The sequence below is a fragment of the Georgenia sp. genome, assembly GCF_054605595.1.
Genome location: NZ_JBTSDU010000034.1, coordinates 1 through 11751, shown reverse-complemented (window position 1 = coordinate 11751; position 11751 = coordinate 1). Strand labels below are relative to the sequence as shown.

Genomic DNA, 11751 nt, shown 5'->3' with positions numbered 1-11751 from the left:
CAGGGTGATGTCCGAGGACTCGATGGCCACGTCCGTCCCGGTCCCGATCGCCGACCCGACGTCGGCCTGGGCCAGGGCGGGGGCGTCGTTGATGCCGTCGCCGACCATCCCGACGATCTTGCCCTCCGCCTGGAGACGCTTGACCTCGGCGGCCTTGTGCTCGGGCATGACCTCGGCCACGACCCGGGTGATGCCGACCTGGCGGGCGATGGCCGCCGCGGTGTCCCGGTTGTCCCCAGTCATCATGACGACCTCGATGCCGCGCTTCTGCAAGGCCGCGACGGCCGCCGCCGATCCTTCCTTGACGGTGTCGGCGACGCCGACCACACCCGCGGGACGCCCGTCCACCGCCACCAGCATCGGGGTCTTGCCGTCCCGGGCCAGACGCCGGAGGTCGCCGGTCAGCGCGGCCGGGTCGATTCCCGTCGCGGACAGCAACCGTGCGTTGCCGACGAGCACCTCCCGGCCGGCCACCAGCGCACGCACGCCCTGACCGGTGATGGAGTCGAAGGCGGTCGTTTCGGGGACGTTCAGCCCCCGCTCCCGCGCCCCGGCCACGATCGCGGCGGCCAGCGGGTGCTCGGAGGAGGCCTCCACCGCGGCCACCAGGGCCAGCAGCTCCTCGGCCGTGAACCCCTCGGCGGGGAGGACGTCCGTGAGCGCCGGGGCGCCCTTGGTGATGGTGCCGGTCTTGTCCAGCACCACGGTGTCGAGCTTGTGCGCGGTCTCCAGGGCCTCCGCCGAGCGGATGAGGATGCCGTTCGTCGCGCCCTTCCCGGTACCGACCGTGATGGACATCGGCGTCGCGAGCCCGAGCGCGCACGGGCAGGCGATGATCAGCACCGACACCGCCGCGACCAGGGCGAAGATGATCGCCGGCGGCGGACCCACCAGCGCCCACACCACGAAGGCCCAGATCGCGATGGCGATGACCGCCGGCACGAAATAGCTGGAGACATGGTCCACCAACCGCTGGATCGGGGCCTTCGACCCCTGCGCCTCGCGCACCAGCTTGACGATCTGGGCGAGCATCGTCTCGGCACCGACCTTGGTGGCTGTGTACCGGAACGCACCGGTCTGGTTGATCGTGGCGCCGATGACCGTGTCACCGACCCGCTTCGTCACCGGGATCGGCTCACCGGTGACCATCGCCTCGTCCACGGCGGAGCTGCCCTCCAGCACCTCCCCGTCCACCGGCAGCTTCTCTCCCGGGCGGACCACGACGACGTCGCCGACGACCACGTCGTCGACCGGGACCTCGACCTCCGCACCGCTCCGGATGACCCGGGCGGTACGCGGCTGCAGCCCGATCAGGGCACGGATCGCCTCGCCGGTGCCGGCCTTGGCCTTGGTCTCCAGCACCCGGCCCAGCAGGATCAGGGTGATGATGACCCCGACCGCCTCGTAGTAGACCTCCTGGACGTTCTCAGGTAGCACGCCGGGGAAGAATGTCACCACCAGGCTGTAGCCGAAGGCGGCGATGGTGCCGAGCGTGATCAGGGAGTTCATGTCCGCGGTGCGGTGGGACAGCGCCAGCCACCCGATCCGGTGGATCGGCCAACCGGTGTAGAACATCACGGGCGTGATCAGGGCCAGCTGGAACCAGTGGTTCATCAAGATCTCGGGCATCCAGGTGGCGCCGAAGAACTCCACGAACATGACGGCGAAGAGCACCGGTGCGGTCAGGACCGTCCCGATCAGCACCCGCCGAACCAGGTCCGCGATCTCCGCGTTGCGCTCCGCCTCCTCCCCGTCACCCGGATCGGTCACGGGCGCGCAGTGGGAGGGAGCGGACGCAGTTGCGCCGGACCCGTCGGACCCACCCCTGGCGGGCACCGAACTGACCCCGGCCGTCGCCGCCGGAGCGGCCACGGTCTGGGCCGTCGCCGCACGCTCCAGGACCTGTACCCGCCCACGGACCATGTTCATCCCGCAGGCGAACTCGTACTCGCCGGATGCCTGCGGAGTGAACTCCACCGCGGTGGTCTCGTACGCCGGCAGGACCTGGTTGATCCTGAAGTCCGGCATGACCACCCGGGAGGTGCAGTCCCCAGCTTCCTGCCGGTCGAACTCCATACGCACCGGAACACCAAGGGCCACCTGGACCACGTCAGGGCTGTAACCGCCCTGGACCTTCACCCGGACCACCTGCACGCCGTCGTCCATCTCGGCCTGACGCGCCTTCTTCGGACCGAAGAAGAACCAGGCGAGGAAACCGGTCAGGGCAAGCGCCCCGACGATGATGACGATCTCCGAAACTGTCATCGCCGCACACCTTCCTTCCGTTTCTTGTCATCCCCCACCCGGGCGAACGCCCGCGCGGCCAGCGGATGGTCGGAACCGGGGTGCCGTGCCGTGAGCCGGTCGGCGGAGGCGAGCACGAACCCCGCCCGCTCCACCGCCGCACGCACGTGCTCCACCCGCACACCCGAACCGCTGGTGACCTCCACGGAGGTGACGCCGTCGACCACAAGATCTGCGGCCACTTCGCGCACGTCGTCCAGGGCGCGCAACTGGTCCAGGAGTGCGGCCAGGCACGCCCCGCAGACGGGGCCATTGACTCCGTACGTTCTGACGGTCATCGCGTCCTCCTCGGTCCTCGATCAACGCCGTACCCCGTGGGGGTATCCATGACGTTAGGCCAGCTGTCCTGCACGTTTGAACAGCAGGACGGCGAAGATCCGATGAAGCCGCCGGCACTCATCGGGCGGGCGGGCGGGCGGACGCGATCGCGTCCACCGACGTGCAGGCTCGGGGACACCGTTGACCCCGAGCGAAAAGATCTGTAGGGCTGCCCGGCCGTAGGTACGACTGTCCGGCCGTAGGGCTGACGGGCGCATCGTGGGCGGGCCCGCCGTGGGAACTGCCCGCCGCGCCGAGGCTGGGTTACCTCAGCTGCGCACGAGGCGGGCGATCGCGGCCGACGCCTCCTGGAGCTTGGCCTCCTGCTCGGGGCCGCCGGCGCGCACGGCGTCGACCAGGCACCCGTCCAGGTGGTCGTCGAGCATGGCCAGGGCCACCGACTGCAGGGCGCGTGAGGCCGCCGAGATCTGGGTGAGGACGTCGATGCAGTACTTGTCGTCCTCCACCATGCCGGCGATACCGCGGACCTGCCCCTCGACGCGGCGCAGCCGCACGAGCAGGCCGTCCTTGGTGGCCTCCGACTTGGTCATGACTCCTCCTGTGGTGGTGCCGGGGCGCTCGACCGCCGAGTACGACGGACGGACGAGCGCCCCGACGCTCGACTCTGCTACGCGCCGACGCCGGCGTACTTGGCCGGGTCGGCCTTGAAGGTTTCCGCGCAGTGCTTGGCACAGAAGTAGTAGGTCTTGCCGTCGTGCTCGGCGCTGGCGGCCGCGGAATCGGGCTTGACGCTCATCCCGCAGACTGGGTCGAGGACCTTCTGGGACATGTGTTCCTCCATCTTTTCTTCGTCGCGCCCGACCTCCACCACCGGGTCGGTGGCTGGAACCTGGACGACAATCTCGGACTCCCCGCGGCGTGGCTCGGCAGATGCCGGCCTGGCGTGCGCTGGCCGCCGTCGTGAGCACACCGACCGACGGCAACGTGCTCGGCCCCGAGGTGCCAGGCCGAGCACGCCGCCGTCGTGATCCTTACGCGCTCACCGCTGCCGTGGCGGGCTGGCTGGCCTCCCGGGCGTCCGCCCGGGTACCCGGCTCGACGGAGACGGCCCGGAAGCCGCGCAACCGCAAGCTGTTGGAGACCACGAACACCGAGGAGAAGGCCATCGCCGCACCCGCGATGAGCGGGTTGAGCAGACCGGAGACGGCGAGCGGGATGGCGGCGACGTTGTAGGCGAAGGCCCAGAACAGGTTGCCCTTGATCGTGCCGAGCGTCTTGCGCGAGAGCCGGACGGCGTCGACGGCGGCCCGCAGGTCACCGCGCACCAGGGTCAGGTCGGAAGCCTCGATGGCGACGTCCGTCCCGGTGCCCATGGCGATGCCGAGATCGGACTGCGCCAGCGCGGCGGCGTCGTTCACGCCGTCGCCGACCATCGCGACGACGCGGCCGCTCTCCTGCAGCTCGCGCACGATCCGCACCTTGTCCTCGGGCATGACCTCGGCGATCACCTCGTCGATGCCGACCTCGGCCGCGATCGTGCGCGCCGCCCGGGCGTTGTCCCCGGTGAGCAGCACGGGACGGAGCCCGAGGTCGCGAAGCTCACGCACCGCCTGGGCGGAGGTGGGCTTGAGCGTGTCGGCCACGATGACGATCCCGCGGATGTGCCCGTCCCAGCCGACCGCGATGGCGGTGCGGCCGGCAGATTCGGCCTCATCGAGCGCGCTGCGCAGGTCGGTGTCGAGCTCCTGCGCCCACTGGTCGGCCAGCCAGGCCACCCGCCCGGCGGCGACGGCGTGGCCGTCGACCACCCCGGAGACCCCCAGGCCCTGACTGTTGGCGAAGCCGTCGACCGCGGGCAGCTCCCCGAGGCGGCCCCGCGCACCCGTGGCGATCGCAGCGGCGATCGGGTGCTCTGAGGCGTCCTCCAGCGCCCCGGCGAGGCGCAGCACGTCGTCCGCGTCGGCCCCGGCCGCGGGGACGACGTCGACCAGGCGCATCTGCCCGGTGGTGACGGTGCCGGTCTTGTCCAGCACGATCGTGTCGACCTGGCGTGTGGACTCCAGGATCTGCGGGCCCTTGATGAGGATCCCGAGCTGCGCGCCGCGCCCGGTGCCCACCATCAGTGCGGTGGGGGTGGCGAGGCCGAGGGCGCACGGGCAGGAGATGATCAGGACGGCGACGGCTGCGGTGAACGCCATCTCCGGACTGGCGCCAGATCCGAGCCAGAAGCCCAGGGTGGTGACGGACAGCGTGATGACGATCGGCACGAAGACGGAGGAGATGCGGTCTGCGAGCCGCTGCACCGGTGCCTTGCCGGTCTGGGCCTCCTCGACGAGGCGGGCCATCTGCGCGAGCTGGGTGTCCGAGCCGATGCGGGTCGCCCGCACGAGCAGACGCCCCCCGGCGTTGACGGTCGCCCCGACCACGCCGTCGCCCGGCCCGACCTCGACCGGGACCGGTTCGCCCGTGAGCATGGAGGCGTCCACGGCCGAGGCGCCCTCGACCACCACGCCGTCGGTGGCGATCTTCTCGCCCGGGCGGACGACGAATTCGTCGCCGACGGCGAGCTCGTCGACCGGGATGCGGACCTCGACGCCGTCGCGCACGACCGCGACGTCCTTCGCACCCATCTCCATGAGGGCTCGCAGGGCGGCCCCGGACTGCCTCTTCGCGCGAGCCTCGAAGTAGCGCCCCAGGAGGATGAAGACGGTGACGGCGGCGGCGACCTCGAGATAGATCTCGTGGGTACCACCCCCTCGCTGCGGGAGGAGGTTGAACGGCATGCGCATGTTGTTGTCGCCGGCCGCGCCGACGAAGAGGGCGTACAGGGACCACCCCAGGGCCGCGAGCACGCCCACACTGATGAGCGTGTCCATCGTCGCGGCCGCGTGCTTGGCGTTGATCCAGGCAGCGCGGTGGAACGGCCAGGCACCCCAGACGACGACCGGGGCCGCCAACGTGAGCGAGAGCCACTGCCAGTTGTCGAACTGCAGCGGCTCGATCATCGACAGCGCGACGACCGGGGCCGCCAACACTGCGGAGACGATCAGTCGGTGGCGCAGCCCCGCCGCCTCGTCGGGTTCGGTCTGCTCCCCGGCCGGCGGCGGCGCGGCACCTGGCGCGACGCGTTCGTACACCCGCGCGGTGTACCCGGTGGCCTCCACGGTGGCGATCGCGTCATCCACCGAGGTCCCCTCGGGCAGGGTGACCTTGGCCTTCTCGGTGGAGAAGTTGACGCTCGCCTCGACGCCGGGCATCCGGTTGAGCTTCTTCTCGATCCGCGCGGAGCACGACGAGCACGTCATCCCGCCGATCTCCAGCTCGATGGCCTGCAGGCTCATCGAATCATCTCCATCTCTCCAACAACCAGGCTCATCGAATCATCTCCATCTCTCCAACAACGTGGACTCAGTGGTCAACTCGTCGCCGCCGTGCGCTCACTGGTGGGCGGCGGGCACATCCGCGCCGGATTCGACCACCGACTGCGGCTCCGGTTCCGGCCCGAACGTCGCCCCGGCGCCGTAACCGACGCCCAGGGCCGCGGCGAGCACGACGCCGAAGCCGACGAGCCGGGTCACATCCTTCACGCGGACGCCCCGGCGAGCTCGTACCCCGCCTCGTCGACGGCGGCCCGCACCTCGTCCAGGGGCAACTCCTGCTCGCTCGTGACGGTGACGCGCGATGCGCCGTCCTCGACGAGTTCGATCTGGACGCCTGTCACGCCGGTGAGCTTGGTGACTTCCTCGGTCACGGCGTTCACGCAGTGACCGCAGGTCATGCCGGTGACGGCGTAGGTCGTGGTGCTCATGCTGCCTCCTTATCGCGTGGGCCCGCAGGTCCGGACCCACGATGACTTTATACCCTCTAGGGGTATCTCGACCGACACGGCGGTGTGAAGATTCGATGAAGGCCCAGGCTACGTCGTCCGAGCGATCAGTGGCCGGCCGGGCCCTCGCCGGGTGCAGGCGCGTCGGCAAAGCGCGTCGTGGCCACCGACGCGCCCACGACGCCCTGCCCGCCGGGCCGGGGGGCAGCGCGGTCGGGCACCGGCCCGCCGTGCCCCTCGTGACCGCCGTGCCCCTCGTGACCGCCGTGGCCGCCGTGGCCGCCGTGCCCCTCGTGACCGCCGTGGCCGCCGAGCCCCTCGTGGCCGCCGTGGCCGCCGTGGCCGCCGAGCATCATCCCGACCATCATCAGCGGGCACGCGACGATCACCGCGAGGCTCAGCGCCTCGACGGGTGCCCTGCCCAGGAGCAGCAGGAGCACGAACACCCCACCCACGATGACGGCCATTCCCTTGAGGTGACCTGCCCCGCTGTGGTTCATTCGTATCCATCCTTCGACTCGGACGTCGTGCCGCCGCAGCCCGTCGAGGGGCGGCCGAGGACCGGCCGGGCCGGCGCACACTCCACCGAGAGTGCCGCGGCGGCACGAATATCGGACATCAGGACGATGAAGAAGCGCCGAAGCCGCACCGGCGTCACCGAGCGCCACCGCCGTCAAGCAGCGATGAACGTTCGGTCAAGGTTCACCGAGACCGCCGGATCGCCATCGGCATGAATACCCCTCATGGGTATGGTGGGCCCCGACCAGTACCGCTGGCCCCAGGACAAGAAGGAGCACGAGATGTCTCACGAGCACGAGCACGAGGAGCACGGCCACTGCGGGAACTGCGGCGGGGGCGACCACGAGCACGGCCACGAGCACGGCGAGGGCCACAGCCACGGCGAGGGCCACAGCCACCACCACGACGCCGTTGCCGGACCGGGCGAGGAGCTGGTGACCTGCGCGGTACGGGGAAACCTCACCGTGAAGTCGGACGCCGAGGCGGCCGGACTGGCTCGCGACCACGAGGGCGTCACCTACTACTTCTGCTGCGCCCACTGCGCCGAGATGTTCGACGCGGACCCGGCGGCGTACACCATCACGGCCTGACCCCACCCGAGCACACCACCCGCCGGAGCCGGCGGGTGGTGACGAAGATCCACGCGGCACCGACGCCCCGTGGATCTTCGTCGAAGGTTGACCGATCCTGAACCGGCCCTTCGCGTTGCCGGGCGAGGGTCGAGGCGGGACGCGGTCGCCGACGGGAGAGCCGTCGCCGCTCCCGTGAGCGAGCGGAGTGCACGTGCGACCGGTCCTGTTCTCGATCCTCGGCCTCGATGTCCAGACATACGGGGCGAGCAAGGCGCTGGCGGCCCTGGCGGCGGCCTACCTGCTCGGGCGGGCCTTCGAGCGAGCGGGCCTGAAGAAGGACTCCGCCCACTCCTTGGTCCTGTGGGCCACGATCTGGGGCTTCGTGGGCGCGAAGATCTACCACCTGCTCGAGCAAGGGGGGAATATCACCCTCCACCACCTCGGCGGAACGGGGTTCACCTGGTATGGCGGCCTGGTGGGCGGGATCCTTGCCGCCCTGGTGGTCATCCGGCGTCACGGGCTCCCGGTCGGCGTCGTCGCCGGGGCCGCCGCCGCCCCACTCTCGGTCGCCTACGCCATCGGCCGGCTGGGCTGCTTCTTCTCCGGCGACGGCACCTGGGGCACGCCGTCGTCGTTGCCGTGGGCGATGACCTTCCCGAACGGGGTGGTCGCCACCGACGTCCCCGTCCATCCCACCCCGCTGTACGAGGCGGTGGGCGCCATCGTGATCGCCGTCGTGCTGTGGGCGCTGGGCAGGCGATGGAACCCGCCGGCAGTCTTCGGGTCCTACCTCGTGCTCAGCGGGATCGCACGGTTCCTCGTCGAGATGGTGCGCACCAACGCGCCCTCGCTGTTCGGGCTCACCCAGCCACAGCTGTGGGCGCTTGCCTCGGTGGTCATCGGCACGGTCCTCGTTGCCGCCACCCGGCCGCTGCGCCGGTCCGACGCCGGCAGCACCGCGCCGGACCCCGTGCCGGCCGCGTCGGCGCGCGGGTGAGCACGGAGCCGGCGGGCGTCGGAGTTCAGCGATTCTTCGTCACAACTGCACCCTGCGGCGGGGGTGACACCCGCACGCTGAGACCGTGCGCAGGAACGGGACGCGAGGGGGTGGACGATGAGTGTGAGCACGGCGTTGCTCGTCGCCGCGGTGTGCGCCCTCTATCTCGGCCTGGGCATCTGGGCGATCTCCGCGATCTTCCCCGCGGCGAAGGAGCGGCCGGGCTGCGACGACGAGTCCGGGCGGGTTCTGGCTGAGGAGCACGACGATGAATGGTCGCACCCACGGTCGGAAGCAGCACCTGCTGGGGATGCTGGGGGCAGCGGTCCTGGTGGTCCTGCTGCTGCTCGCCGCGGGACGCGCCTTCGGTGAGGCACTGCCCCTGGCCGCCCTGTTCGCCTCCCCGTTGATGATGATCGGCATCATGTTCGTGATGGGGAATCGGGGCCGCTCGGGCGACGAACCCGCGCACCACCGCGAGCCGGCGCAGCGGGCCGTCGACATCGACGGCCCGGACGAGTCACGAAGCGAGATCCCCCGGGAGCGCGGGTAGGTCGACGGTGAACGTGGCGCCCCGCCCGGGACCGGTGCTCTCGACCGTGGCGACGCCGCCGTGCGCGCGGGTGATGGACCGGACGATGGCGAGCCCCACCCCGGAGCCGCCGTGGGCCCGGTCGCGCGCCGTGTCGGCCCGGTAGAAGCGCTCGAAGATGTGCGGGAGGTGCTCGGGCGCGATCCCCTCGCCGGTGTCGGCGACGGAGAGACGGACGCGCCCGCCCGCCCGCAGCGCCGTGAGCCGCACCGTGCCGCCGGCCGGGGTGTGCCGTAGGGCGTTGTCGAGCAGGTTGGTCAGGACCTGACCCATGCGATCGGCATCGGCGTCCAGGACGGTGCGCCCGGCGGCGTCCCCCACCACGACGTCGAGCTCGACGCCCTTGGCGGCGTACCGGGCCGAGCCCTGGGCGACCGCCGTCTCGACGATCCGGGCGACCGGCACGGGCTCGCGGCGCATGGAGAGCCGGCCCTCCTCGGCGCTGGTGACGAGTGCGACGTCCTCCCCCAGGCGGGTCAGCCGCCCGATCTGGTCGCGGAGCATCACCAGCGTCGCCGCGTCCGCCTCGATGATCCCGTCCTGGATGCCCTCGAGGTGGGCGTCCACGATCGCCAGGGGTGTGCGCATCTCGTGCGCGAGGTCGCCGAGCATCTTCGTCCGGGTCGACTCGACGTCGCTGAGGGCTGCGGCCATGGCGTTGAAGGCGTCCGCCAGGTCGTCGAACTCCGTTCCCATCGCCAGGTCCGGGACGCGGGCGGAGTAGTCGCCGGCCGCCACTCGGCCGGTCGTCTGGCGCAGCCGGCGCAGGGAGTGCTCGATGCGACGGGTGAGGAAGAGGGTCAGCACCATGCCGGTGACGAGTGCGACCAGCAGGGCGACGGCGAGCGAGAGGCCGGAGGCGGTGACGAAGGCCTCCTCCGCATGCAGGAAGACGGTCGGGTCCGCCGTCGCCCCGACGATGAGGTGGTCGTGGAAGATGGCCGGCCCGATGGCTGCGGCCACCACCCAGGCGGTCGCCGCGGCGGCGAGGATCACCGCGACGGTCGCCGCGAGCAGCCGGGGCCCGAGGCCCCAGGTGCCCGGGCGCCCGGACATCATTCGCCCGGGCCCATCCGGTAGCCGACGCCGCGCACCGTGCGGACGTACTTCGGCGACGTCGGGTCGTCGTCGAGCTTGCGCCGCACGTGGCCGACGTGGACGTCGACCAGGTGCTCGTCGCCCACCCAGCCCGCACCCCAGACCCTGGTGATGAGCTGGTGCCGGGAGAAGGCCACGTGCGGATGCTCGGCGAGCGCGGCGAGCACGTCGAACTCCGTGCGCGTCAGGTCCACGAGCGCGCCGTCCAACGTGACCTCGCGCCCGTCGAAGTCGATCGAGAGCGGCCCGAAGGTGGCGGTGCGCGGCTGCACCGGCGTCCCGGCCGGGCCGGTGCGTGGGCGGCGGAGCAGTGTGCGGATCCGAGCGACGAGCTCGCGGGGGCTGAACGGCTTCGTGAGGTAGTCGTCGGCCCCGACGGAGAGCCCGATCAGCTTGTCGACCTCCTCGGCCCGGGCGGTGAGCATGATGATGTAGCAGTCGGAGAACGTCCGGACCGCCCGGCAGACCTCGATGCCGTCCACGCCCGGCAGGCCGAGATCGAGGACGATCACGGTCGGGTCCAGCGCGCGGGCACGCTCGATGGCGTCGACCCCGTTGCCGACGATCTCCACCTCGAACGCGTCGCGCTCGAGATAGCTGGCCACCACGCGCGCGAGGGGCGCCTCGTCCTCGACGACGAGTACCCGCCCGGGCGTGCCTGCAGTTGCTGTCATGCTCCCCATTCTGACGTGCCGACGCCGACGCCGTGAACCCGGGTCGACTCGGGTGCCACCGGCTGGCTCGGGGCTGCTCGCGCACGCGGCGACGGTCATCGCCGGTATGCGGGTGCCGACGATCGCCGAGATCGTCCGCTTCGTTCTCGCCTCCGAGCTCCGTGGTCCGTCGGGGTACCGCCACGCCCTCCCGGTCCGAACTTCATCAACTCTTCATGCCTCGTCACGTCCGCGGCGCCTGCTCGGTCTGAAGATTCGGTCAAGAAGGGGTGCTTCGGTGCGTCGGGGCCCACCGCTCGACTACCGTCGTCTATACCCCGCTGGGTATGCGGGTCTGGTTGTTGGAGGTATCGGATGGGCGTCTGGAACGGCATGGACGGATGGACGGGCATGGGCTGGGGGTGGGGGTGGATCTTCGTGGTGTTGCTGATCGTCGGCATCGCCCTGCTCGTCGTGGCGCTCGTGCGGGGGTTGGGCGGCGGCGGAACCCGGCCGCCCGGTGCCGACCGGGGCCGCGCCCGTGCGCTCCTCGACGAGCGGTACGCCCGCGGCGAGATCGACACCACCGAGTACCAGGAGCGGTTGCGAGAGTTGGGCGGCAGGTGAGTTCTGCCCAGCCGAGCCGCCGCCACGCCCTTCGGCTCGGTGCGCTGGGCCTGGCTGGTATCGCCGTCGGCGCAGGCGGACTCTCCCGGACCGGCTTGCCGTGGTCGCCGCCGCCCACGGGCGCCGGCGGGCCGGGTGTCGGCGGGCCGGGCGCCGGCGGGCCGGGCGGTGCGGCCCTGGTCGAGCCGGAGGTGCTGTCGAGCGAGGCCGGCCTGCTGCGCGTGGAGCTCGTCGCGGCCCGTACCGAAGTCGAATTGGCCGGCCGGCAGGCGCGGGTGCTGACG

General features: G+C 71.4%; 14 protein-coding genes and 1 pseudogene. 5 read left to right on the top strand and 10 right to left on the bottom strand.

Annotated elements, in window-relative coordinates:
* The 8 genes from ACYC1Z_RS06235 to ACYC1Z_RS06200 all read right to left on the bottom strand — a co-directional run.
* Positions 1-2265: heavy metal translocating P-type ATPase (locus tag ACYC1Z_RS06235; RefSeq protein WP_461408666.1), on the bottom strand; the 2265-nt coding region annotated here is incomplete at its 3' end.
* Positions 2262-2582: a hypothetical protein gene (locus ACYC1Z_RS06230; RefSeq protein WP_461408665.1), complete on the bottom strand. Its 321-nt coding sequence runs from the start codon at positions 2580-2582 to the stop codon at positions 2262-2264. The genes ACYC1Z_RS06235 and ACYC1Z_RS06230, both read right to left, overlap by 4 nt.
* Before the next feature lie 309 nt (positions 2583-2891).
* Complete coding sequence (locus tag ACYC1Z_RS06225) at positions 2892-3173, bottom strand: metal-sensitive transcriptional regulator (RefSeq protein ID WP_461408664.1); 282 nt, start codon at positions 3171-3173, stop codon at positions 2892-2894.
* 77 nt (positions 3174-3250) lie between these two features.
* Positions 3251-3412, bottom strand: coding sequence for a YHS domain-containing protein (locus tag ACYC1Z_RS06220; RefSeq protein WP_461408663.1), 162 nt, complete (start codon positions 3410-3412; stop codon positions 3251-3253).
* Between the two features lie 202 nt (positions 3413-3614).
* Positions 3615-5924 carry a heavy metal translocating P-type ATPase gene (locus ACYC1Z_RS06215; protein ID WP_461408662.1) on the bottom strand — a complete coding sequence of 770 codons (2310 nt, stop codon included), beginning with the start codon at positions 5922-5924 and terminating at the stop codon, positions 3615-3617.
* Positions 5925-6020: 96 nt separating this feature from the next.
* Positions 6021-6170 carry a hypothetical protein gene (locus ACYC1Z_RS06210; RefSeq protein WP_461408661.1) on the bottom strand — a complete coding sequence of 50 codons (150 nt, stop codon included), beginning with the start codon at positions 6168-6170 and terminating at the stop codon, positions 6021-6023.
* Complete coding sequence (locus ACYC1Z_RS06205) at positions 6167-6391, bottom strand: heavy-metal-associated domain-containing protein (protein WP_461408660.1); 225 nt, start codon at positions 6389-6391, stop codon at positions 6167-6169. The genes ACYC1Z_RS06210 and ACYC1Z_RS06205 overlap by 4 nt, the downstream gene beginning before the upstream one ends.
* A 125-nt stretch (positions 6392-6516) precedes the next feature.
* On the bottom strand, positions 6517-6909 hold the full coding sequence (locus ACYC1Z_RS06200) for a hypothetical protein (RefSeq protein WP_461408659.1): 393 nt from the start codon (positions 6907-6909) through the stop codon (positions 6517-6519).
* A 249-nt stretch (positions 6910-7158) separates the two neighbouring features.
* Here ACYC1Z_RS06200 and ACYC1Z_RS06195 point away from each other — a divergent pair, with 249 nt between their 5' ends.
* The 3 genes from ACYC1Z_RS06195 (at position 7159) to ACYC1Z_RS06185 (ending at position 9050) form a co-directional block, all read left to right on the top strand.
* Positions 7159-7518 (top strand): YHS domain-containing protein, encoded by a 360-nt coding sequence (locus ACYC1Z_RS06195; RefSeq protein WP_461408658.1) that lies wholly within the window; start codon positions 7159-7161, stop codon positions 7516-7518.
* A gap of 193 nt (positions 7519-7711) precedes the next feature.
* Positions 7712-8497 carry a prolipoprotein diacylglyceryl transferase gene (locus tag ACYC1Z_RS06190; RefSeq protein WP_461408657.1) on the top strand — a complete coding sequence of 262 codons (786 nt, stop codon included), beginning with the start codon at positions 7712-7714 and terminating at the stop codon, positions 8495-8497.
* 268 nt (positions 8498-8765) lie between these two features.
* Positions 8766-9050 (top strand): hypothetical protein, encoded by a 285-nt coding sequence (locus tag ACYC1Z_RS06185; RefSeq protein WP_461408656.1) that lies wholly within the window; start codon positions 8766-8768, stop codon positions 9048-9050.
* Here the strand turns inward: ACYC1Z_RS06185 and ACYC1Z_RS06180 are convergent.
* Both ACYC1Z_RS06180 and ACYC1Z_RS06175 read right to left on the bottom strand, forming a co-directional pair.
* Positions 9018-10145, bottom strand: coding sequence for a sensor histidine kinase (locus ACYC1Z_RS06180; protein ID WP_461408655.1), 1128 nt, complete (start codon positions 10143-10145; stop codon positions 9018-9020). The two genes, ACYC1Z_RS06185 and ACYC1Z_RS06180, sit on opposite strands and share 33 nt — an antisense overlap.
* Positions 10145-10861, bottom strand: a complete 717-nt coding sequence (locus ACYC1Z_RS06175) for a response regulator (protein ID WP_461408654.1) — start codon at positions 10859-10861, stop codon at positions 10145-10147. Before ACYC1Z_RS06175 ends, ACYC1Z_RS06180 begins: the two co-directional genes overlap by 1 nt.
* Positions 10862-11215: 354 nt before the next feature.
* On the opposite strand from ACYC1Z_RS06175, the gene ACYC1Z_RS06170 reads away from it, so the two are divergent.
* Both ACYC1Z_RS06170 and ACYC1Z_RS06165 read left to right on the top strand, forming a co-directional pair.
* Complete coding sequence (locus ACYC1Z_RS06170; protein ID WP_461408653.1) at positions 11216-11467, top strand: SHOCT domain-containing protein; 252 nt, start codon at positions 11216-11218, stop codon at positions 11465-11467.
* Positions 11464-11751: pseudogene (locus ACYC1Z_RS06165) on the top strand (hypothetical protein); the annotation flags it as partial. The gene ACYC1Z_RS06170 and the pseudogene ACYC1Z_RS06165, both read left to right, overlap by 4 nt.